At 69.0% G+C, this 20,838-nt stretch carries 21 protein-coding genes; 14 read left to right on the top strand and 7 right to left on the bottom strand.

Translation table 11 applies throughout. From position 1 onward, the window contains the following. Positions 1 to 244: 244 nt before the first annotated feature. The 4 genes from ACI3KS_RS16880 to ACI3KS_RS16895 form a co-directional block, all read right to left on the bottom strand. Positions 245 to 1,159 carry a DUF1295 domain-containing protein gene (locus ACI3KS_RS16880; RefSeq protein ID WP_404919695.1) on the bottom strand — a complete coding sequence of 305 codons (915 nt, stop codon included), beginning with the start codon at positions 1,157 to 1,159 and terminating at the stop codon, positions 245 to 247. A gap of 58 nt (positions 1,160 to 1,217) precedes the next feature. Beyond that, positions 1,218 to 3,056, bottom strand: a complete 1,839-nt coding sequence (locus ACI3KS_RS16885) for an AMP-dependent synthetase/ligase (RefSeq protein WP_404919696.1) — start codon at positions 3,054 to 3,056, stop codon at positions 1,218 to 1,220. Between the two features lie 88 nt (positions 3,057 to 3,144). Continuing rightward, entirely contained in the window at positions 3,145 to 3,819 is a 675-nt protein-coding gene (locus ACI3KS_RS16890) for an ABC transporter ATP-binding protein (RefSeq protein ID WP_404919697.1), read from the bottom strand. Continuing rightward, a complete protein-coding gene (locus ACI3KS_RS16895) occupies positions 3,816 to 4,877 on the bottom strand; it encodes an ABC transporter permease (RefSeq protein WP_404919698.1) in 1,062 nt (353 codons plus the stop codon). Before ACI3KS_RS16895 ends, ACI3KS_RS16890 begins: the two co-directional genes overlap by 4 nt. A gap of 154 nt (positions 4,878 to 5,031) precedes the next feature. Here ACI3KS_RS16895 and ACI3KS_RS16900 point away from each other — a divergent pair, with 154 nt between their 5' ends. Both ACI3KS_RS16900 and ACI3KS_RS16905 read left to right on the top strand, forming a co-directional pair. Beyond that, positions 5,032 to 6,222, top strand: a complete 1,191-nt coding sequence (locus ACI3KS_RS16900; RefSeq protein WP_404919699.1) for a sensor histidine kinase — start codon at positions 5,032 to 5,034, stop codon at positions 6,220 to 6,222. Beyond that, the gene (locus ACI3KS_RS16905; protein WP_404919700.1) at positions 6,219 to 6,842 is read left to right on the top strand and encodes a response regulator; all 624 of its coding nucleotides are present in this window, start codon (positions 6,219 to 6,221) and stop codon (positions 6,840 to 6,842) included. Before ACI3KS_RS16900 ends, ACI3KS_RS16905 begins: the two co-directional genes overlap by 4 nt. A 54-nt stretch (positions 6,843 to 6,896) precedes the next feature. Here ACI3KS_RS16905 and ACI3KS_RS16910 read toward each other — a convergent pair whose 3' ends face one another. After that, positions 6,897 to 7,481 (bottom strand): helix-turn-helix domain-containing protein, encoded by a 585-nt coding sequence (locus ACI3KS_RS16910; RefSeq protein WP_404919701.1) that lies wholly within the window; start codon positions 7,479 to 7,481, stop codon positions 6,897 to 6,899. Positions 7,482 to 7,560: 79 nt separating this feature from the next. Between ACI3KS_RS16910 and ACI3KS_RS16915 the strand changes: the two genes are divergently transcribed. After that, positions 7,561 to 8,577 (top strand): NAD(P)/FAD-dependent oxidoreductase, encoded by a 1,017-nt coding sequence (locus ACI3KS_RS16915; protein WP_404919702.1) that lies wholly within the window; start codon positions 7,561 to 7,563, stop codon positions 8,575 to 8,577. Then, entirely contained in the window at positions 8,574 to 9,221 is a 648-nt protein-coding gene (locus ACI3KS_RS16920) for an SAM-dependent methyltransferase (RefSeq protein WP_404919703.1), read from the top strand. Before ACI3KS_RS16915 ends, ACI3KS_RS16920 begins: the two co-directional genes overlap by 4 nt. A 10-nt stretch (positions 9,222 to 9,231) precedes the next feature. Here ACI3KS_RS16920 and ACI3KS_RS16925 read toward each other — a convergent pair whose 3' ends face one another. After that, complete coding sequence (locus ACI3KS_RS16925) at positions 9,232 to 9,402, bottom strand: hypothetical protein (protein WP_404919704.1); 171 nt, start codon at positions 9,400 to 9,402, stop codon at positions 9,232 to 9,234. A gap of 78 nt (positions 9,403 to 9,480) precedes the next feature. Between ACI3KS_RS16925 and ACI3KS_RS16930 the strand changes: the two genes are divergently transcribed. Continuing rightward, positions 9,481 to 9,825 (top strand): hypothetical protein, encoded by a 345-nt coding sequence (locus tag ACI3KS_RS16930; protein ID WP_404919705.1) that lies wholly within the window; start codon positions 9,481 to 9,483, stop codon positions 9,823 to 9,825. Between the two features lie 4 nt (positions 9,826 to 9,829). Here ACI3KS_RS16930 and ACI3KS_RS16935 read toward each other — a convergent pair whose 3' ends face one another. Beyond that, on the bottom strand, positions 9,830 to 10,354 hold the full coding sequence (locus ACI3KS_RS16935; protein ID WP_404919706.1) for a GNAT family N-acetyltransferase: 525 nt from the start codon (positions 10,352 to 10,354) through the stop codon (positions 9,830 to 9,832). A gap of 98 nt (positions 10,355 to 10,452) precedes the next feature. Here ACI3KS_RS16935 and ACI3KS_RS16940 point away from each other — a divergent pair, with 98 nt between their 5' ends. The 9 genes from ACI3KS_RS16940 to ACI3KS_RS16980 all read left to right on the top strand — a co-directional run bounded on the left by ACI3KS_RS16940 (position 10,453) and on the right by ACI3KS_RS16980 (position 20,773). Next, positions 10,453 to 11,127, top strand: coding sequence for a ThuA domain-containing protein (locus ACI3KS_RS16940; protein WP_404919707.1), 675 nt, complete (start codon positions 10,453 to 10,455; stop codon positions 11,125 to 11,127). Positions 11,128 to 11,348: 221 nt separating this feature from the next. After that, positions 11,349 to 12,701 (top strand): ABC transporter substrate-binding protein, encoded by a 1,353-nt coding sequence (locus ACI3KS_RS16945; RefSeq protein WP_404919708.1) that lies wholly within the window; start codon positions 11,349 to 11,351, stop codon positions 12,699 to 12,701. 83 nt (positions 12,702 to 12,784) lie between these two features. Continuing rightward, positions 12,785 to 13,696, top strand: coding sequence for a carbohydrate ABC transporter permease (locus ACI3KS_RS16950; protein WP_404919709.1), 912 nt, complete (start codon positions 12,785 to 12,787; stop codon positions 13,694 to 13,696). Further along, entirely contained in the window at positions 13,693 to 14,619 is a 927-nt protein-coding gene (locus ACI3KS_RS16955) for a carbohydrate ABC transporter permease (protein ID WP_404919710.1), read from the top strand. The genes ACI3KS_RS16950 and ACI3KS_RS16955 overlap by 4 nt, the downstream gene beginning before the upstream one ends. Continuing rightward, positions 14,616 to 15,311: a hypothetical protein gene (locus tag ACI3KS_RS16960; RefSeq protein WP_404919711.1), complete on the top strand. Its 696-nt coding sequence runs from the start codon at positions 14,616 to 14,618 to the stop codon at positions 15,309 to 15,311. The genes ACI3KS_RS16955 and ACI3KS_RS16960 overlap by 4 nt, the downstream gene beginning before the upstream one ends. Continuing rightward, a complete protein-coding gene (locus ACI3KS_RS16965; RefSeq protein WP_404919712.1) occupies positions 15,308 to 17,314 on the top strand; it encodes a glycoside hydrolase family 36 protein in 2,007 nt (668 codons plus the stop codon). Before ACI3KS_RS16960 ends, ACI3KS_RS16965 begins: the two co-directional genes overlap by 4 nt. Further along, complete coding sequence (locus ACI3KS_RS16970; protein WP_404919713.1) at positions 17,311 to 18,204, top strand: family 43 glycosylhydrolase; 894 nt, start codon at positions 17,311 to 17,313, stop codon at positions 18,202 to 18,204. Before ACI3KS_RS16965 ends, ACI3KS_RS16970 begins: the two co-directional genes overlap by 4 nt. Then, entirely contained in the window at positions 18,201 to 19,202 is a 1,002-nt protein-coding gene (locus tag ACI3KS_RS16975; RefSeq protein WP_404919714.1) for a hydroxyacid dehydrogenase, read from the top strand. Before ACI3KS_RS16970 ends, ACI3KS_RS16975 begins: the two co-directional genes overlap by 4 nt. Then, positions 19,202 to 20,773 (top strand): family 43 glycosylhydrolase, encoded by a 1,572-nt coding sequence (locus tag ACI3KS_RS16980; protein ID WP_404919715.1) that lies wholly within the window; start codon positions 19,202 to 19,204, stop codon positions 20,771 to 20,773. The genes ACI3KS_RS16975 and ACI3KS_RS16980 overlap by 1 nt, the downstream gene beginning before the upstream one ends. The last annotated feature ends 65 nt before the right edge of the window (positions 20,774 to 20,838 follow it).

Here is a 20,838-nt window from a genome sequence, read left to right on the forward strand (position 1 = left end):
AAGCTTGACTGCCGCGGAACGCTCTTCCATCGAATAGTGCTCACCCGCACGCCGCGCCCGCGGCCTATCTCGTTCGTTCATCAAAATCACCCGAGAACAAGACTCCACCAAAACCGGGTCACCCCACTGCGCGTCGGTCTCATGACGGGACGTCGGTCTCGCGCGGAGGTGACGGTCTCGCGCGGAAGTGACGGTCTCGCGCGGAGCGGCCTGTCTCGCAGAAGCGGTCGTCAGCCGGTGCGACTCAGCCGACGCGCTCCCCCGCCCGTCCGAGCCGAGGAATCAGCACCGGCGTGCTCTCGCGGTACTCGACGTAGTCGGCGCGGTCGCCCCATTTCTTCTCGGCGCGGGCCTCGAGCAGGGGGATGCCGCTCACCCGCGTGAGCAGCAGGATTACGAGCAGCGGCGACAGCAGAGCGACCCACTGCCATCCGACCAGCACGGGCGCCGCGGTGAGGAAGACGCCCAGCCAGATCACGATCTCGCCGAAGTAGTTGGGGTGGCGCGACCTCGACCACAGGCCGGTGCGGATGAACTCGTCACGATTGCCAGGGTCCGCGCGGAAGGCGGACTTCTGCGCGTCGGCGACGATCTCGATCACCATGCCCGCTGCCCACACCATGACCCCGACCACGCCGAGCCAGCCGAACGGCTCACGCCCGGCGGCATCCGTGCTGATCGCGATCCACGCGGCGGCAGCCGTCAGCGACACCCACGCGCCCTGGATCACCCACACCTGCAGGAAGCGCAGCGGGGACTTCTTGATCTCGTCGAAGCGACCATCCGACCCGGCCCTGCGCACCCGCAGCGCGAGGAAGGATCCGAGGCGGACGGCCCATAGCACGACCATCGCGGCGAGGATCCAGCTGCGGATGTCGGGCTGCGGGGTCAGCAGCACGAGCGCCGCGGAGATCGCCGCGAACGTGAGGCTGCCGGTGAGATCGAAGAACCGCTCGCTGCGCAGCAGCGCCGCCGGGATGAAGGCGAACACCTGGATCGCGAACGCCGCGCCGACGGCGAGGGCGAAGAGCGGGACGCCGGCGAGCGTCGCACCGCCCTGGCTGCCCGCGAGGGCGACAAGGGCTCCGATGATGAGAGCGGCCGTGATCGCGATGAGAGACGTACGGGACGAGCGGGTGTCGGGTGTCGGGGAGGACATGGGAGCTCCGATTTTCAGAGGGGGTGTGCGAGGGGATGGCGTCAGCGGGAGCGGATGCTCAGAGGTAGAGGTCCTCGACGGTGGCGGCCGCGCGATCCAGCACGACGCTCCGCTTGAGCTTCAGGGTCGGGGTGACGAGCGTGCGGTCGTCGAGGTCGGCGAGGACGACGCTGAACCGGCGCACCTGCTCGCTGCGCGCGACGAGCGCGTTGGCGGCGTCGACGCTCTGCTGCAGACGAGCGCGCAGGGCGGGATCGTCGACGGATCGGATGCCGGACTCCGCCGTCGCAGAGAAGGAGATGCCCGCGGCATCCGCCCAGGCGAGAGTCTGCTCTGCATCGAGCACGAGCAGGGCCGAGAGGTACGGCTTGCCCTCGCCTGCCATCACAGCGTGCGACACGAGCGGGTCGGACTCGACCGCGCTCTCCCAGCGCGTCGGCACGATCGTCTTGCCGTTCGAGGTGACGATCACGTCTTTCAGCCTGCCCTCCAGGATCAGGCGGCCCTGCTCGTCGAGGCGTCCGAGATCGCCGGTGCGGAAGAAACCGTCGACGAAGGCATCCGCGTCGTGGGCCGGATCGCGGTAGCCGTCGAACACGCCGACGCCGCGCGCCAGCACCTCACCCTCGTCGCTGATCCGCACCGTCAGCCCGGGCAGCGGAGAGCCGACGGTGCCGGAGGCGATGCGTCCAGGGAGGTTGCCGGTGAGCGGCGCGGTCGTCTCGGTGAGACCGTAGCCCTCGATGACGGGAACGCCGATGCCACGGAAGAACAGCGAGAGCTCGGCATCCAGCGCCGCGCCGCCCGACAGGATGTATCCGACCCGCCCGCCCATCACCGCGCGCAGTCGCCGGAAGAAGAGCGCGTCGAACAGGCGGTGACGCAGCCGGAGGCCGAGATCGCGGGGGATGCGTCGACCGGCGTCCATCCGCTCGGCTCGGCGACCCCAGGCGACGGCCGTCGACCGGGCGCGATCCCAGACGCGTGCGAGCCCCTTGTCCGCCGCCTTGGCCGCCGCGGCGGCCTCGATCTTCTGCAGCACGCGCGGCACGACGACGAGGAACGTCGGGCGCAGGGTGTCGAGAGTGGCGACGACGGTGGTGGGGTCCGCGAGGTGCGCGATGCGCATGCCGCTGGCCAGACAGATGAGCTGCAAGCCGCGGGCGAGCACGTGGGCGAGCGGCAGGAAGATGACGGTGTTGCCCGTGTCGGTGACGATCTCGCGGTAGGCGGCCGCGATGTTCAGCACCTGTCCGAGGAAGTTCCGATGCGTGAGCACGACGCCTTTGGGCTCGCCCGTGGTGCCGGAGGTGTACACGATGGTCGCGGGGTCCTGCTGGCCGGCGGACGTGCGGCGGGTCTCGAGGTCGTCGTCCGAGACGCCGACGCCGCTCTCGACGAGATCGTCCAGCGTTCCGGATGCGGAGGCCGCGGACGCTCCGGCATCCATCGTCCACGCACCGAGTGTGACGTGCCCGGCATGCGCGAGCGCCGCCTGCAGGACCTCGGTGTGTGCGGAGGTGCCGCCGATCGCGAGGCGCACGCCGGCGTCGGCGACGATCGCGCACACCTGGGTGGGGGAGGACGTCTCGTAGATCGGGACGACGACGGCTCCGGCGAACCACGCGGCGAGATCCGCCACCGCCCATTCGTAGCGCGTCGGGGCCATGATCGCGATCGGATCCCCGGGGCGGATGCCGTGGGCGATGAAGCCCTTCGCGAGCGCGCGCACCTCGTCGGAGAAGGCGCGGGTGGTGACGGGACGCCACGCGCCGGCATCCGTCGCGACCTCGAAGGCGATGTGATCCGGTGCCGCATCCGCGCGGGCGACGAGCAGGTCGGTGACGTTGCGATGCCCGTCGAGCGAGGCGAGCGGCGGGGTCGTCGATTCGATCATCTGAGGCTCCTCTCGGGCGCGCGGATGTCGCCCCTGTGGTCTGTTCGGAGCCGACGCGGAATCGGATGGGAGGAGATCGGGTGTGCTTCTATGCGTCGACGAGACGTCCGTCCATCATGTGCCGCAGATCGTGCAGGTGCGGGGTGAGCGAGAGGTCGTGCGTCACCAGCAGGGTCGCGATGGAGCTGCCCGTCGTGAGCTCCACGAGCAGCTGCATGATCTGCTGACTGCGCTCGCTGTCGAGGGCACTGGTGGGCTCGTCGACGATGAGTACGCTCGGCTCGTTGGTCAGCGCGCGGGCGATGTTGACGCGCTGACGCTGACCTCCGGAGAGCTGGTGGGGGCGCTTGTGGCCGTGCTCGGCCAGGCCGACGCGCTCCAGCAGCTCGTCCGCCCGAGCATTCGCCGCGGCCTTCGCGCCGCGGCGGCCACCGAGTTCGTTCATCACGGTGAGCTGCTCGCGGGCGGTGAGCGAGGGCAGCAGGTTGGACTGCTGGAAGATCAGCCCGATCCGCTCGCGGCGCAGTCGGGCGGCTCCGGCGAGATCGAGCGCGGCGGTGTCGATGTCGTCGATGATCACCGTGCCGCTGTCGGGGCGGATCAGCGTGGCCGCGACCGCCAGCAGGCTCGACTTGCCGGATCCTGACGGACCGGTGAGACCGGTGATCGTGCCGGGGCGGACGGTGAGGCTGACATCGTCGACGGCGCGGATGCGGCTGCCGCCGTCGGGGAACGTGAGGGTGACGGAGTCGAGCGTGATCATCGGTTGCTCCCGAGGGCGGTGAGGGGGTCTGCGGTGGTGACGGCGCGGAGCGAGAACATCGCTCCGGCGAGCCCGACGACGATCATCAGCGCGGCGGGCAGCAGGGTGGTGAGCGGACTGAGGATGAACGGCATCCGTCCCTGCAACGCGAGCCCGGCGGCGGTGACGATCGCGAGGCCGAGACCCGTGCCGATCACCAGCACAACCAGGGCCTGTCCCAGGGCGTCGACGCGGACGGAGCGGTTCGTGGCTCCCAGCGCCTTGAGGATCGCGACGTCGCCGCGCCGCTGCATCGACCACACCGTGAAGAACGCGCCGATCACGAGTGCGGAGATGCCGAACAGCAGGCCGACGATCAGCAGCAGCGAGCCGATCTCGGAGCGGAACGACGGCAGGTTCATGAGGGCGGACAGTGGGGATGCCGTGACGGTGCCGGCCTCGGCGTCCAGCGCGGCGCTGTCGGAGGAGCCGGTGACGAGCAGGGCCGTCGCTGCCGCATCCGCCGCGCCCATCCGCGTGCTCACCGCCTGCCAATCGGCGAGCGTCGTGTGGATCACCGGGGTGTGGCTGTACCAGTCGTCGCCTGCCACGCGCTCGACCGTGTAGTCCTCGCCCACCAGCGTGACGGTGTCTCCGGCGCTCGCCTGCAGCGCGGTCGCTGCGCCCTGCGAGAGCACCACCTCGCCGTCGGAGGTCGGTGCGCCGGACGCGGCGACTCCGCCGAACAGCGTCACTCCCTCGCGGTGATCCGTGCTCTGCGCGCGCACCTGGCTGATACCGATCGGCGTCACCGCATCGGTGCCCGCGGCCGCGGTCCACGCGTCGATCTGCTCGGGCGTGAGGGTCGAGTCCGACAGCGTCGGTGCGGCATCCGGTGCGGAGGGAGCGAGGACGATCCGATCCGCGGGCAGAGCCAGCACGCCCGACACGTTCTGCCAGGCGAGCCCGCCGGTGAGGCCGGAGAGGAAGCCGACGAGCACGCTGACGAGCACGACGACGACGGTGATGAGGGCGAACCGCCCTCGAGCGAAGCGCAGATCGCGCCAGGCGACGAACATGAGTGTTCCTTCCGATCGATGCCTCCACTCTCGCCGCGTACGCCGTCGCCGGCATCGGCGGATGGATCGGTCCTCACGAGCCCTTGGGGCGAGACCTTTCTCGTCCTTTCGGGGGATGCCGGCGGCCAGGCGCGAGGTCTAGCGTGAGGGGGTGATGCCCGACGCCCACCCGCCCGTGAACCGGATCGTCGTCGGCATGCGCATCGGCCTGCAGTTCGTCTTCCTCGCGCTGCTCGTCTTCGCGGTCGCGATGTCGGTGGTGTCCGGAGCGGCGGATGCTGCGCTGGTGATCTGCCTGTCGGCGGCCGTAGCCATCACCTACCTTGCGGCGATGCTCGTGCACGGTGCCGTCGCTGTGCGGCTGCATCCGTCGTGGCGATGGATCTGGGTGCTGCTCCTCACCGCGGAATGGGCGGTGCTCGTCTGGCTCAGCCCGCACGCCGCCTACCTCGTCTTCCCGATCTTCTTCCTCCAGCTCGAGCTGCTGCGCCCGCCGTTCGGCGCGCTCGCCGTGTGGCTCAGCGCCGCCTGGGCGGTCATCGCGCTCGGACTGGTCTCGGGGTGGTCGATCGGCGGCGTCATCGGCCCTCTGATCGGCGCGGCCGTGGCGACCCTGCTGGGCAAGGCGTACAACGCCCTGCGGGAGGAGGCCGCCGAGCACGAGAGGCTCTACACCGAGCTTTCGGGAACCCAGCAGCGTCTGGCGGCGGCGGAGCGGGATGCCGGGGCGGCCGAGGAGCGCGCGCGGGTGGCACGCGACCTGCACGACACCGTGGCGCAGAACCTCTCGAGCATCGTGATGCTGCTGACCGCGGCGGAGCGCGAGGCCGATACCGGTGACACCGTGCGGCTGGCGCGGCAGACCGCGAGCGAGACGCTGGCCGAGACGCGAGCGCTGATCGGCGCACTCGCCCCGCCGCTGCTGGACGAGCACACCCTGGGCGGGGCGCTGCGTCGCCTCGCCGCGAACGCCTGGCGAGCACCGGGGCTGCAGGTCGATGTGCGGGTGGCGGAATCGCTCGACCTGTCGATGACCCTGCAGACCGCGCTGCTGCGGATCGCGCAGGGCGGCATGGCCAACGTCCTGCAGCACGCCCGCGCCTCGCGGGCGTGGATCGAGATCACGCGCGACGAGGGCACCGTCCGGATGGTCATCGGGGACGACGGCGCGGGCATGGATCCTGCCGCGGTCGAGAACGGCTCGGAGGCCCGGCGCGGCGGTTTCGGCATCCGCGCCACCCGCGAGCGCGTCGAGCAGCTCGGCGGACGGATGCACATCGCCGGTGCACCCGGCAAGGGCACTCTGCTCACGGTCGAGGTTCCCGACGAGAGGCGCGCTGCATGAGCATCCGCGTCCTGATCGTCGACGACCATGCGATCGTGCGGGCCGGCCTGCGTGCGCTGCTGGCAGCGGATGCCGAGATCGAGGTGGTCGCCGACATCGAGCAGGCCGAGGCCGCGGCCGATCTGGCCGCCGAGCATGCGGTGGACGTCGTGCTCATGGACCTACAGTTCCAGGGGCGCAGCGCCGGAGTCGACGCCACCCGTGCGGTGCGCGCTCTGGTCCCGCCCCCGGCGGTGCTGGTGCTGACGAACTACGACACCGACTCCGACATCCTCGCGGCCATCGAGGCCGGGGCGAACGGGTATCTGCTGAAGGATGCTCCGCTCGACGACCTGCTCGCGGCGATCCATGCCGCGGCCCACGGGGAGAGCGCGCTGGCCCCCGCCATCGCCTCCCGACTCATCGAGCGGATGCGCTCGCCGCAGCGGACGCTGACGGCTCGTGAGCTCGCCGTGCTGGAGCTCGCCGCGGCCGGGCTCAGCAACAGGGAGCTCGCCCAGCGCCTGCACGTGAGCGAGTCGACGGTGAAGACGCACCTCGCGAACATCTACACCAAGCTGGGTGCCGCCTCGCGCACGGCGGCCATCGCCGAGGCGAGACGGAGCGGGATGGTGCGGTAGCCGGACCGCTGAGCTGCCGCCCGGGGTCGCTGAGCGTGCCGAAGCGTCTTCCGTTCACGGTCGCGACGACTTCGGCCGGGCGCGCAGGTGGATCCGCTTGCCCTCCTTGCTGAAGATCGAGAGGAATTCGGTCGGCCGCGTGCCCACGGCGGTGAGCCAGTGCGGGATGCGGGTGTCGAACTCCGCGGCCTCCCCGGCTCCCAGCGTCACGTCCTGCTCGCCGAGCACGAGGCGCAGGCGGCCCGAGAGCACGTAGAGCCACTCCTGTCCGTCATGCACCTTCAGCTGCGGAACGGCGGCGGCACCGGCGGGATTCGGGGGAAAGGTGACCTTGTACGTCTGCACGGGGCTCGACTCCGGCGAGAGCGTCTCGTACGAGGCCTCATCCGTGCGTCTCGTGGTGCGCCGGACGCGGGGGTCGGGCGCCTTGCGTGGCACGATGTCGTCGAGTTCGAGCCTGAGGGCGCGCGCGATCGGCACGACGAGTTCGAGATTCGGTGCGCGCTTGCCGGCCTCGAGGCGCGAGAGCGTGCTCGGGGAGATGCCCGTCGCGGCCGAGAGGTCGGCCAGCGTCATGCTGCGCTTCTCCCGCCAGCTGCGGAGGCGAGGGCCGATGAAGTCGACGGAGTCGTCAGGCACGCGGTTCTCGTTCCTCGTCGAGTTTGCCGATTCGGCACGGATATTTGCTGCAATCGTATCGCCGCCGGATGCTGTGTGCATGAGCCATTCTTCTCTCGACAGTGAGCTGTGGGACGTCATCATTCTCGGCGGTGGGGCCGCCGGTCTCAGCGCCGCACTCATCCTGGCGCGGGCGCGTCGCCGGGTGCTCGTGCTCGACGCGCACCGGCCCCGCAACCGCTTCGCCGCGCACATGCACGGCGTGCTGAGCCGTGACGGGTACTCGCCGCTCGACCTCGTCGCCGACGGCAGGCGCGAGGTGCGGGCCGTCGACGGCGTGATCGTGGAGACCACGGTGATCGAGGCTCGAGCGATCGACGGTGTCTTCGAGGTGGTCACCGAGGACGGTTCTCGGGCGACCGGCCGTCGCCTGATCGCCGCGACGGGTGCGCGCGATGAGCTGCCCGATCTGCCCGGGCTCGCCGAGCAGTGGGGGCGAGGCGTCTTCGGATGCCCGTACTGCGACGGCTACGAGGCGTCGGGCCGGGCGATCGGGGTGCTGCTGGGCACGGCGGCGGGTGTGCACAAGGCACACATGCTGCGTTCGTACTCGAGCGACATCACCGTCTTCACCGGACTCGCGGGACCGCTGCCCGAGCAAGAGCGCCTCGTGCTCGAGAGGCGGGGAATGCGGCTCGAGGATCGTCCCGTGGTGGGTGTCGAGACCGAGGAGGACCGTCTGACCGGCATCCGTCTCGATGGCGGCGAGGTCGTCGGTCTCGACGTCGTTTTCGCCGAGCCGACGCTGGTCGCGCGAGACGAGACCTTGCACCAGCTCGGAGTGGACCGCATCGAGGGACCGATGGGGGAGTGGACCGCTGTGGATGCCGTCGGCCGCACGAGCGTGCCCGGTGTGTGGGCGGTCGGGAACTCGGCGATCCCCTCCGCTCTCGTGCCGCTCGCGATGGGGTCGGGCGCGGCGGCCGCGCTCGCGATCAACGGCGAGCTGGTCGCCGAGGAGGTCGCGGCGGCTGCGGCGACGGTGTCGGATGCTTCGTCGCCGGGTGCTGCGGTGTCGGATGCTTCAGTGTCGGACGCTGTGGAGGTCTCGGCATGACCGACCCGGCGGAGTTCTGGGAAGACCGCTACCGCAGCGATCACGGTCGCGTGTGGAGCGGTCGGGTGAACCCAGCGGTGGCGCGGGAGGTGGCTGATCTGGCACCCGGCCGTGCGCTCGAGCTCGGCAGTGGTGAGGGCGGCGACGCCCTCTGGCTCGCGGAGCGGGGGTGGACGGTCACCGCGGTCGACATCTCGCAGACCGCGCTGGCCGTCGGTGCGGCGGAGGCTGCGGCCCGTGGCGTGAGCGACCGCATCCGGTGGGTGCAGGCCGATCTCGTCGCGTGGCATCCGGATGTCGAGTACGACCTGGTGACCTCGGCGTTCCTTCATGCGCCGTTCGAGTTCCCACGTGCGGAGATCCTGCGCCGTGCGGCATCCGCCGTCGCGCCGGGCGGCACGCTGCTGGTAGTCGGGCACGGCGAGGCGCCCATGGACGCGGGGCAGGAGCCGGGCTCGGGGCACCGGCACGCGGCCGGAGGCCCGGCGCTGCCGACGCCCGACGAGGTGCTGGCGTCGCTCGACCTCGATTCGGCGTGGCGCGTCGAGACCAATGCCGAGGTCGAGCGCAGCGCGACCCTGCCGGACGGCACTGTGCGGGAGGTCATCGACACGGTGCTCAGGATGAGGCGGGCGGCACCCTGAGAGCTGTCCGTCAGCCGGTGAGCGCCGCGCTCCGCTCCTCGGCGGAGTTCGGGGTCCAGCCGTACCAGCCGTCGCCTGTGGGGATGACGCTCCAGTCGCCGCAGGCGAAGACCGTGTCTGCGTCGTAGGCATCCGGCGCGAGGTATCGGAATCCCTCTGAGCGATGATCCGCGGGTCGCACTGCTTCTGCTCGCGGGTACACTCCTCGGGAAGAGCCCGCCGCGCATCGGCGTCGGGAGGGATCCGAGCAGGGGGACGAATGGAACCGCACCGAACGGATAGCGCAGGGGATCCCTGGGAGACGCCGCCGCGGGTGAACGCGGCGAAGGGCTGGGGAGTCGTGTCATTCGTCATCCTGGCGGCCGGGCTTCTTCCTCTCCTGATCATGATCGTGTTGGCGACCGTGGTCGATCCGCTGTACGGGTGGTACATGATCGTCATCGTGCCGCTGCTGCTGCTCGCGTGCGCGATCAGCGCCGTGCTGGGGATCATCGGCGTCGTCATCGCGGCGCGCCAGCAGAACGGCTACCGATGGCCCCTCCTCGGTCTGGTGCCGAGCGCCGTCATCATGATCGTGATCCTCACCGTCTTCCTCGGGCAGTGACCGCTCAGGGGGCGGCGGCCTGATCGTCCGGATGCTCGAGGTCGAGCACCCATTCGTTGATCGTCAGCTCGACGCCGCGGAACGTCTCGGAGATCGTGCCGCAGAGAGTGAAACCGTTGCGGCGGCACACGCCGTTCGATGCGGGATTGTCGATGCCGGGGAACGCCACGAGCGGTCGACGCCCCGTCGGGTGAGCGCGCACGTCGTCGATCAGCAGCGCCAGGGCGCGTGATGCGATGCCGCGCCCTTGCGAGTCAGGCAGAACGAACCAGCCGGTCTCCCACGCGGGTCGGCCGCGCCACTCGACGGGCCAGTAGCCGATCGAGCCGAGGGGCCGGCCTTCGTCGTCGATCACGACGAACATCCGCGCGTCATCCGACGCGTTCAGGCGCAGGTAGCGCTCGTGCCGCGCGACGAGCTGCTGCTCATTCTCGGGTCCGTTGAGGTGCGCGGTCATCTCCGGCGAGTTCGCCGCGCGCAGAAGCGCAAGGTCATCGGTCGACCACGGGCGCAGGCGCAGCTTCTCCATGGAGCGACCCTGCCACGGGCCACGGACATCGCGGACCAGCCCTAAGCTCTCGTGAGAACATGGCGCGGTCCGCGCAAGAGAACTCCCGGAGGTCACCCGTGCCCAGACCTACTGCACTCGCGTTGGTGGGCGTCGGTCGTTATGCCGATCCCTGGCATCCCTTCGTCGAGACGGCATCCCCGATCATCGAGCTGCTCGCGGAACGAGGCTTCGATGTCCGCACCGTGACCGACGTCGATGAGGCTCTCGCGGAGTACGCCGATCCTGCGAAGGCCTTGCCGGCGCTCGTCCTCGCGAACCTCGGCAGGCCGACCGACGGTGAGCCCTCGCCGTGTGGCGAGCGGGCGCATACGGGGCTGAGGAACCTCCTCGCGGGCTCGCCTCTCATCGCCTTCCACGCGAGCGCTAACGCCTTCCAGGATGCGGATGAGTGGGAGGAAGCACTTGGTGGCCGCTGGGTTCTCGGGCAGAGCTGGCATCCGCCGCAGTCCCGTACGCGCGTGCACCTCGGACCTGCGGCGTCACGTCTGCCTGGGATATCCGCCTTCGATACGGTCGATGAGCGCTATCTCGATCTGCGGCTCGCCGAGGATCTCGACGTGATCCTCGAATTCGATGACGACGCGGGAGGGCGAGCACCGGCGATGTGGATGTGCTCTCGGGGATCGCGGTCGGTGGTGTTCGACGCTCTCGGGCATGATCGGGCCGCCTTCGACGCGCCGGGGCATCTGCAGGCGATCGCGCTTGCGATCGATGCTCTGATCGCCGACTGACTGGACCATCGCGCCGAAGTGACGCGACGGTGCTGCCGAGAAAGGCGCGGAAGCGAGCGCGTCTCGGGCCGGTTTCCGGGCGCGCCGAACGTCCCCTCGAAGAATCATGACGAGTTTCACCCCAAAATGCAACTAGTTGCAAAAATCTCTTGGAAAACGTCATCCCGTCGGCTAGCGTCGCTCTAGCCGACGCGAGTCCGGCACGAATCAAGGGAGATCACATGCACGACGCAACGAAGCGAGCGACCCGAAGCCGTCTCCTTCTCGCCACGGCCGGTGTCGCCGGCGCGGCGCTCGTCCTCGCGGGCTGTTCTGGCGGCGACGCCGGAGGTGGATCGGGAGCGAGCGGTGAGAAGACGAGCATCCGGTTCCTCTACGCCACCGGCGACGAGACCTGGAACGCGGTCGTCGACCAGGTCGTCACGGCGTTCAACGAGCAGAGCGACACGACCGAGGTCAAGCTCGATCCGCTGCCCGCCGGTTCGGACTACGCGACTGCACTGAAGACCGTGGACGCCACGGGCAACTGGCCGGCCGTCGTCGACATGCGCGACACCCTCACTTACGTCAACGCGGGCAAGCTGGCCGGCATCCCTGCTGAGGTCACCGACCTGCTCGAACCAGATGCCTTCGCACCGGCCGAGGATGGCGAGGTCTACACGGTTCCATACAGTGCCCTCAACGGCGAGCTCGGAATCAACATCATTTACAACAAGACCTACTTCTCCGAGCACGATCTCGAGGTCCCTGAGACCTACGGTGACTTCATCGACCTGCTCGAGGACATCAAGGCCAACGGCGACGTGCCGCTCGCGACCGCTGCCGCCGAAGTGTGGCCGTCCGATCAGCTGTGGAAGCCGCTCGCTGCGCCCGTCTTCGCCGAGTACAGCGACGAGGGAGGGTTCTGGAACGCGGCCGCGGCAGGCGACGCGTCGGTCGCTGATCTGAAGGCGCCGCTCGAGGAGCTCAAGCGGATCATGGACGACTACGTGCTCGACGGATGGCAGTCGACCGCCGACGCCCAGACGACGACACTGCTCGTCAACGAGCAGGCCGTCATGGCGACGTCGTCGGCCGGTCTCGGCCGCCTCATGGACATCAACAAGGTCGATCCGGAGTTCGACGCGGGCCTGTTCATCATTCCCGACGAGGACGGCGACATCAACGTCCTCAAGAACAGCGTCGTCGGCGACACAGCGGGCGGCCTGGCGATCTCGTCGCAGGCAGCGGAGGACGAGGCCGAGTACGCTGCGGCTGTCGAGTTCCTCACTTACTTCTACTCGGTCGACGCCGCGAACCTCATGGAGGAGAACGGCTGGATCTCGCCGAACATCCTCAAGTCCGACGAGGTGACGCGCAACGACACGATCCCCGGCGCCGAGGACTTCTTCGCCCTGCTCGACAACCCGAATCTGGTCTGGTACGAGAACGCCCCGACGCTGAGCACCTTCAGCTCGGTCAACACGTTCTTCCGTCAGTCGCGCATCGAGATGCAGGACGGTCAGACCACGATCGACGAGACGATCGCGAAGGTCCAGGCGGAGCTCGACGCGCAGGTCGCCGCTGCCGGCTGATCCGAATGAGACCGGGGCGCGCCATGGTGCGCCCCGGTCGTCATCCGGAGCGCCGACTCGGCCCATCCCGTCAAGGAGACAACATGAGTGCACACACCGAGGTCCGACCGCGGCCGCGATTCGGAAGAGGCCGGCTGGCGATGCTGGGATTCGTCGTCCCCGCGCTGATCATCTACCTCCTGATGGTCATCGTCCCCTCGCTGCAGACGCTGCAGTTGAGCCTCACCGACTGGGACGGCATCAGCGACGGCTACGACTACGTCGGTGTGCAGAACTACCAGGACATCGTGGCCAGCGGGCGCTTCTGGAACGCGGTGCGCAACACCCTCATCCTCGGACTGGGGTCGGCGATCGTCGTCAACGCGATCTCGCTGGCGGTGGCGCTGATGCTCGACAAGCTGAACCACGCGCAGGGCTTCTTCCGCACGGCCGTCTACCTGCCGGCCCTGGTGAGCGCCTTCATCATGGCGACGATCTGGAAGTACCTCCTCAACTACAACTTCGGCTCCGTGAACACGGTGCTCCGAGACCTCGGCCTGCCCGATTGGGCCCGCGACTGGCTCGGGGACAGCAGCATCGTGATCTGGGTGATCCTCTTCATCACCTGCTTCACGCTGGGCGGCAACACCACGCTGATCTATCTCGCGAACCTCCAGTCCGTTCCGCAGGAACTCATCGAGGCGGCGCGCATCGACGGCGCGAGCGGTGCCAAGGTCTTCTGGAACGTGACGTGGCCCATGATCGCCGGCGCTGTCACCGTCAACATGACGCTCGCGATGATCGCAGGATGGGTCATCTTCGACCAGGTGCTCGTGCTGACCTCGGGCGGCCCCGGGTTCGTGAGCGAGACGATGGCGTTCTTCATCTACAAGGTCGGCTTCGGGGAGTACCGGGCCGGGTTCGGCTCGGCGGCCGCCGTCGTGCTCTTCATCGTCGTGATCGTGAGCACCGTCGCCGCGAACGCCTATATGCGCAAGAGGGAGATCCAGGCATGACCGAGACGATGACCCAGGTCACCATGCGGCACGATCCGGAGGATCGCCCTGCAGGCATCGCCCGCATTCCCCGCGCCCCGCGCGTCCGTCGCGAGCGCAAGAAGTGGAGCGTCGGCGAGATCGTGGTGATGGTCGTGCTCAGCATCCTCGTGCTGATCGTGGCCTCGCCCGTGATCTACGCGCTGTTGAACTCCTTCCGCTCCTATGCGGAGATCACCAAAGACCCGATGGGCCTTCCGACGACCTTCGCATTCGACAACTACGTCGCGCTGTTCCAGCAGACCGACTTCCTCGAGGCCGTGCTGAACACCCTCATCATCACGGTCGGCACCGTCGTCATGCTCGTGATCATCGTGCCCATGGCGGCTTACGGCATCGAGCGCGTGGGCGGTCGTACCTCGCGGTTCCTCTACGTGCTCTTCATCGCCGGGCTCATGATCCCGTTCCAGGTACGCATGATCCCGCTCGTGAAGGGCTTCGACGACGTCGGTCTCTACAGCACCCTGCTCTCGGTCATCCTCGTGCACCTCGGCGGAGCGGCGAGCTTCGGCATCCTGCTCTACTGCAGCTTCATCAAGGGCATCCCGATCGAGGTCGAAGAGGCGGCGCATGTCGACGGCGCCGGGCGTCTGCGCACGTTCTGGCTCATCGTCTTCCCGATGCTCCTGCCGGTGACGTCGGCCTTCGTCATCATCCAGTCCTTGGGACTGTGGAACGACTTCTTCATCCCCCTCGTCTTCCTCGACTCCTCCTCGGCCGGGACGATCAACGTCGCGATCAACCGCATGGTGGGCCTGCTCACCTCGCAGTGGCAGCTGATCTACACGGGAGCGATTCTGGCGATCGTCCCGTCCGTCGCGATCTTCGCCGCCTTCCAGCGCTATTTCATCAAGGGCATGTCCGTCGGGGCGGTGAAGGGATGACCTCCGTCACGACCTCGCGCCTGGGCCGACTGCTCGGCTACGACGGCGTCATCGCGACGCTGCTGCTCAGTGCCTTCCGGTACTTCCTCGTCTCACTGTGTTTCGTGGCGTGCCTCGCCCCGCTCCTGGTGTTCCATGCCATGGTCGGATGGCAGCCCACGCATCTCTCCCTCGTGCTCGGCGCCGCGGCGCTGCTGCCGCTGGCCCCGGCGCTGCACGCCCTTCTGCGCGCGTCGGCCGCGCTGCTCGACGGCGACCACCACGTCGTGCGCACCTTCTGGCGGGGATTCGCGGACGCCGTGCGCGTGCGCTGGGGGACGGCCGTCGCGGTGAGCGTCGCAGCTCTCGTGCTCGGCTACGACGTCGCCCTCCTCGGAGCCGGGGCGGGTGTGCTCCTCGGCGCGGTCGCTGCGGCCGGCGTCGTCATCGCGGTCGTGGTCGCCGGGGCGGCTCTCTCGGACTCTCCCGTGCGCGGTGCCGCCTTCGCCGCAGCGAGCGTTCGCATCGTGATGCTGCGCCCGCATCTGGCTCTCGTCTGGTTGCTGCTCGGCGCACTGGGCGTGGCGGCGACGACCCTTCCAATGATCGGGGCAGTCGCCTGGTTGTCGGCGCCGGCGCTCGCCGGAGTGGCGGCCGTGATCTGCAACCGATCACTCGGCTTCGAGACAGCGCGACAGAAGGTGGACGCATGACCGCGCACATCGGCGGGTTCACGATCGAGTGGGCATCGGATGCGCCCGCGACACTGGCTGCCGACCCCGGCCACCCGGTGCCGCTCGTCGAGATCTTCACGGCGGTCGAGCAGCGCGCCCGCACCAGCCAGGCATACGTGCGTTCGGCGGTCGGAGTTCGGCTGCGCCTGCAGAGCGCGGATGCCGGAGCCGATTCCGTCGTTCTCGTGCAGCGTGACGACGCCACGGGGATCGAGGTGTCGAGCGTTCTCGCCCTCTCGGGAGGTGCTCTCCGCGTGCAGCACACGCTGCGCGGGACGTCACCGGAACCCGTCGTGATCACCGCGGTCACCTCGGCGTCGATGGGCGTCGGCACGGGGTCTGCGGCAGGGGAGGGCTACGACCTTGTGACCGCGCGCAGCGAATGGCTCGCCGAGAACCGCTGGCATCGCCGACCGCTCTCCGATGAGCTGCCCGATCTCTCGTTGCCCATTCACGCCCAGAACGGTCGTGGCCACGCGACCCTGACCAGTCACGGCGCGTGGTCGACGGGCGAGCACCTGCCGGTCGGTGCCCTGGTGCACCGCGACGGCACGGCGCTCGCCTGGCAGATCGAGAGCGGAGCGGGCTGGCACGTCGATCTCAGCCAAGCGCTCGATGGTCTGACCCTCGCGTTGCTCGGTCCCACCGACCTCGAGCACCAGTTCGCACACACCCTGCGCGACGGCGACGAGTTCTCGACCGTCCCGGTCGCCCTCGCGGCGGCGCAGGACCTCGACGCCGCGATCGCCGCGCTCACCTGGCACCGTCGGGCGATCCGCCGCGCGGATGGCGCGGACCTGCCGATCGTCTACAACGACTTCATGAACACGCTCATGGGTCAGCCGTCGTCCGAGGCTCTGCGTCCCCTGATCGGCGCCGCCGCGGATGCCGGAGCCGAGGTCTTCTGCATCGACGCCGGCTGGTTCGCCGACCCGGCCATCGGAGACTGGTGGGACACCGTGGGCGAATGGGTCGAAGCCCCGGACCGGTTCGACGACGCGGGTCTGCGCGGAATCATCGACCGCATCCACGACCAGGGCATGCGCTCCGGCCTCTGGCTCGAACCGGAGGTCGTGGGCGTGCGCAGTCCGGCTGCCGCCGCACTGCCCGACGAGGCGTTCTTCCAGCGATTCGGTCAGCGGGTGCGCGAGCACGATCGCTATCACCTCGATTTCCGGCATCCGGCTGCACGCCGCCATCTCGACGAGACCGTTGATCGCCTCGTGCACGACTACGGGATCGGCTACCTGAAGCTCGACCACAACATCAACCCCGGTGCCGGCACTGAACGCGATGCGACCGCCGCGGGCGACGGCTTGCTGGGACACATCCGCGCAGTCGGCGACTGGCTCGACGGCGTGCAGGCACGGCACCCCGAGCTCCTGATCGAGAACTGCGCATCTGGCGCGATGCGCGCAGACTACGCGCTCCTGAGCCGCACGCACTTGCAGTCCACGAGCGACCAGCAGGACCACCTGTTCTACCCGCCGATCGCGGCGTCGGCGCCCGCATCGATCCTGCCTGAACAGGCGGGCAACTGGGCGTACCCGTCGGCCTCCATGACGGATGCCGAGACAGCGTTCACGCTCGTCACCGGGCTCAGTGGGCGACTGTACCTGTCGGGATTCCTCGGCGAGCTGCGGCTGTCGCAGCTCGAACTCGTCCGGGAAGCCATCGCACTGCACCGGAGCCTGCGCGACGGTCTCTCGCGTACCGAGCCCTTCTGGCCGCTCGGACTCCCTGCGTGGGATGACGACGTGGTGTGCCTCGGTCTGCGAGGCGAGCGCGAGACGCTGCTGTTCGTCTGGGATCGGGCCGACGCACCCCGCTCGATCGAGATCCCCGGAGTGCGCGCAGCGGAGACGCTGTTCCCCGCTGCGGCGGACGAGTGGGCCTGCACGCCCTCGCCCGAGGGGCTCCGCGTCGACACGCTTCAGGGGATCGCGGCCCGCGCGCTCCGGGTCGAGGAGGTTTCGGCATGAGCGGCACGATCCGCACAGCCGAGCTGTTCCTCGACGACCGCGGACGGACGGCCCAGCTTCATGGCGTCGGCATCCAGCGGGTCGCCGACGCCTGGTACGCCTGGGGTGAGGACAAGTCTTTCGGCGATCGCTTCACCGCTGTGGCCTGCTACCGTTCGCACGACCTCGCGAGCTGGGAGTACCTGGGCGATGCGCTTGTCGCAGGTGAAGGCGATCTGAGTCCCGACCGGATCGTCGAGCGGCCGAAGGCGGTTCAGCGCCCTGATGGTCGCTGGGTCCTGATCGTGCACGTCGACAGCGCAGACTACTCCGACGCCCGCGTCGGGTACGCGGTCGCGGATGCGCCGGAGGGGCCTTACGTGTACCTCGGGAGTGAGCGGCCACTCGGCAATCTCAGCAGGGACATCGGGGTCTATCAGGAAGACGGCGTCGGCTATCTGCTCTCGGAGGACCGTGCGAACGGTCTGCACATCTACCGTCTCCGGCCCGACTACTGCGGTGTCGAATCGCTCGTCACCACGCTGCACCAGCAGGACCGCCCGGAGCTCGGCTACGAGTCTCCGGCGCTCGTCCGGCACGACGGCCTCTACTGGCTGTTCGGCTCCGACCTCACCGGTTGGGACCTGAACGACAACAAGTACTGCACGGCGCGCGCACTCGACGGTCCGTGGGGGCCGTGGCGGGACTTCGCGCCCGCCGGCAGTCGTACACACGACTCACAGGTCAGCGTCGTGCTGCCTGTCGACGGCGGGCACATCTACGTCGGCGATCGCTGGATCCGGGACGACCTGTCGTCGTCGGCACCGGTCTGGCTGCCATTGAACCTGAAGGACGGACAGGCGGAGCTGCTATGGCGCGATGTCTGGAACATCGAGGAGCTGAAGAAGTGAACGCCCGACCCCGCGCGATCGTCGCGATGAACCCGCCGGCGCTCGCCGAGAACCTCTTCGGACCGCACCGGACGCGGCTGATGCAGCTCGTCGACGTCTCGGCCGATGTGCTCACCGAATTCGAGAGCGACTCGGCGCGCAAGCATCTCGCCGACGTCGAGGTGCTCCTCGCGGGGTGGGGCTGCCCACAGGTCGACCGTGACGTGCTGGACCGGATGCCGTCGCTGCGAGCCGTGGTCTTCGCAGGGGGCGCAGCGAGTGCTGTGCTCGACACGGTCGAGGCCGCACGACGTGGCATCGCGTTCGCCAACGCCGGAGAGGGCAACGCTCAGGCGGTCGCCGAATACACTGCGGCCACGATCGTCCTCGCGGGCAAGCGCGCACGCTATGCGGAGATGCTGTATCGCGAGGGCCGTTCTTTCGTCGACCGCGAGGCCGATCTCAGCGACACCGGTAACTTCGGCCGCACGGTCGGTCTCGTCGGCGCATCCCGCATCGGCACACGCGTGGCCAGGCTTCTCGTCGCCACCGATCTGCGCGTGCTCGTCTACGACCCCTATGCCTCTGCCGAGGAGATCGCAGCCCTCGGCGGCGTCAAGGTGTCGCTCGAAGAGCTGCTGTCGACATCCGACATCGTCTCGCTGCATGCGCCGGCCACTGTCGAGACGGCGCACATGATCGGCGCCGGGGAGCTCGCCCTCATGCGCGAGGGCGCGGTCCTGATCAACACCGCGCGAGGCTCGCTGATCGATCACCACGCACTGCGCACTCATCTGCGCGACGGACGGATCGACGCGATCCTCGACGTCACCGAACCCGAACCGCTCGACCCCGACGACGAGCTGTGGAACCTGCCCAACGTGACGCTGACCCCGCACATCGCGGGCGCGACGGGCAACGAGCTGCACCGGCTGGGCCGCGACGTCGTCGACGAGGTCGCCCGTTATGTCGCGGGCGACGAGTTCGTCGGCGTAGAGCGGGTGCCGGGGGTCGTGTGATGGCCACGATCACGAACCCGATCCTTCGGGGCTTCAATCCGGACCCGTCGATCCTGCGCGTCGGCGACGACTACTTCATCGCGACGAGCACCTTCGAGTTTCATCCTGCAGTCCGGATCCATCACTCCACCGACCTCGTGGAATGGACAGTGCGCGGTCACGCCCTGGACGAGGGGTTCGAGCTTCTCGGGATCCCCGACTCCGGCGGCGTGTGGGCGCCCAGCCTCACACACGCGGAGGGGCTCTTCTGGCTCGCGTACTCGGTCGTCCGGTCCATGGACGGCGACGACAAGGACATCGACAACTACCTCGTCACGTCTCCGAGCATCGATGGCCCCTGGAGCGAGCCCGTGCACCTCGGTTCCCGCGGCTTCGACTTCTCGTTCTTCCACGATCCCGACGGCACCCACTGGATCGTCGGGGTGCAGTGGGATCAGCGGCCGGAGCATCCGTCGTTCAGTGGGCTGGTCCTCGAGCAGTACCATCCCGACGAGAAGCGCACATCCGGCACCGCGACGGTGATCCACCAGGAGCAGACCCTGGTCGAGGGACCCAACCTGTACCGCATCGGCGACTGGTATCACCTCCTGATCGCCGCCGGGGGCACGGGGTGGAATCACGCCATCACCTCGGCACGCTCGCGTCACATCGGCGGACCGTACGAGCGGGATCCGCGCCCCTTCATGCTCACCAGCAGGGACGCACCGGGCCTCCCCCTGCAGAAGGCCGGTCACGGCGAACTCGTCCAGAGGACCGACGGAGAGTGGATGCTCGTGCACCTCGCGAGCCGACCGACACTGCACCTCGGCGAGAGGTACAGCACCCTGGGAAGGGAGACGTGCCTGCAGCGGGTGGTCTTCGATGACGACGGGTGGCTGCGGTTGGCCGACGGCGGGCATCATGCGGCTGTCCACGTCGAGGTCCCCGACGAGGGGCAGATCCCGGTGGCGAGCGGGTTCGCCGAGCGGTTCGACGGGCCGACTCTCGACAGCCGCCGCTGGTCCACGCTTCGGGCACCGCTCGCCACCGCCAGCGCCGACCTCGCGTCTCGCCCCGGATGGCTGCGGCTGCGCGGCGGGCACTCCCCGGCATCCGTCTTCGAGCAGTCCATGATCCTGACCAGGGTCGAGGAGCACCGCACCAGATTCGAGGTGACGATCGACGCCGATCCGACGACCACTCGTGAGCTCGCGGGCCTCATCGCCTGGTACGACCGGCAGGGATGGATCTGGCTGCAGCTCGGATGGGACGAGGAGCACGGGCGTCACGTCCGCGTGGTGCGCCGAGACGGTGCCACGACCCAGCGGTCGGCTCCCGTGGCGGTGGCGGACGGCCCCGTCCGCATGCGCGCGGACCTGGACGGGCCGGATCTGCGGTTCGCCGTCGCCGACGATGCCGGATGGGTCGCGGTCCCCGGTGTCCATCCGGCCTGGACCCTGTCAGACGACCACGGTGACCGTCTGCGCTTCACCGGGCTGTTCTTCGGGGTCCGCGCCGACGATCTCGACGGCCGCGGCTGGCAGGCCGACCTGACGGACGCGATCCTCGGCGCCCCTTCGAGGGAGGACTGACCGCACTCCACGCAGTGAAGTTCCCGTTCTGCATGCCCCCAGCGCCGTCACGATGGCGGTGCAGT

Origin of the sequence: Microbacterium sp. ZW T5_45 (assembly GCF_044987415.1) — a bacterium.
Classification (GTDB): domain Bacteria; phylum Actinomycetota; class Actinomycetes; order Actinomycetales; family Microbacteriaceae; genus Microbacterium.

What these genes read in the sequence shown, in the direction of transcription:
- ACI3KS_RS16880 (WP_404919695.1), bottom strand. Translation starts at nt 1,159, where the DNA reads ATGTCCTCCCCGACACCCGACACCCGCTCGTCCCGTACGTCTCTCATC.
- ACI3KS_RS16885 (WP_404919696.1), bottom strand. Translation starts at nt 3,056, where the DNA reads ATGATCGAATCGACGACCCCGCCGCTCGCCTCGCTCGACGGGCATCGC.
- ACI3KS_RS16890 (WP_404919697.1), bottom strand. Translation starts at nt 3,819, where the DNA reads ATGATCACGCTCGACTCCGTCACCCTCACGTTCCCCGACGGCGGCAGC.
- ACI3KS_RS16895 (WP_404919698.1), bottom strand. Translation starts at nt 4,877, where the DNA reads ATGTTCGTCGCCTGGCGCGATCTGCGCTTCGCTCGAGGGCGGTTCGCC.
- ACI3KS_RS16900 (WP_404919699.1), top strand. Translation starts at nt 5,032, where the DNA reads ATGCCCGACGCCCACCCGCCCGTGAACCGGATCGTCGTCGGCATGCGC.
- ACI3KS_RS16905 (WP_404919700.1), top strand. Translation starts at nt 6,219, where the DNA reads ATGAGCATCCGCGTCCTGATCGTCGACGACCATGCGATCGTGCGGGCC.
- ACI3KS_RS16915 (WP_404919702.1), top strand. Translation starts at nt 7,561, where the DNA reads ATGAGCCATTCTTCTCTCGACAGTGAGCTGTGGGACGTCATCATTCTC.
- ACI3KS_RS16920 (WP_404919703.1), top strand. Translation starts at nt 8,574, where the DNA reads ATGACCGACCCGGCGGAGTTCTGGGAAGACCGCTACCGCAGCGATCAC.
- ACI3KS_RS16930 (WP_404919705.1), top strand. Translation starts at nt 9,481, where the DNA reads ATGGAACCGCACCGAACGGATAGCGCAGGGGATCCCTGGGAGACGCCG.
- ACI3KS_RS16935 (WP_404919706.1), bottom strand. Translation starts at nt 10,354, where the DNA reads ATGGAGAAGCTGCGCCTGCGCCCGTGGTCGACCGATGACCTTGCGCTT.
- ACI3KS_RS16945 (WP_404919708.1), top strand. Translation starts at nt 11,349, where the DNA reads ATGCACGACGCAACGAAGCGAGCGACCCGAAGCCGTCTCCTTCTCGCC.
- ACI3KS_RS16950 (WP_404919709.1), top strand. Translation starts at nt 12,785, where the DNA reads ATGAGTGCACACACCGAGGTCCGACCGCGGCCGCGATTCGGAAGAGGC.
- ACI3KS_RS16955 (WP_404919710.1), top strand. Translation starts at nt 13,693, where the DNA reads ATGACCGAGACGATGACCCAGGTCACCATGCGGCACGATCCGGAGGAT.
- ACI3KS_RS16960 (WP_404919711.1), top strand. Translation starts at nt 14,616, where the DNA reads ATGACCTCCGTCACGACCTCGCGCCTGGGCCGACTGCTCGGCTACGAC.
- ACI3KS_RS16965 (WP_404919712.1), top strand. Translation starts at nt 15,308, where the DNA reads ATGACCGCGCACATCGGCGGGTTCACGATCGAGTGGGCATCGGATGCG.
- ACI3KS_RS16970 (WP_404919713.1), top strand. Translation starts at nt 17,311, where the DNA reads ATGAGCGGCACGATCCGCACAGCCGAGCTGTTCCTCGACGACCGCGGA.
- ACI3KS_RS16980 (WP_404919715.1), top strand. Translation starts at nt 19,202, where the DNA reads ATGGCCACGATCACGAACCCGATCCTTCGGGGCTTCAATCCGGACCCG.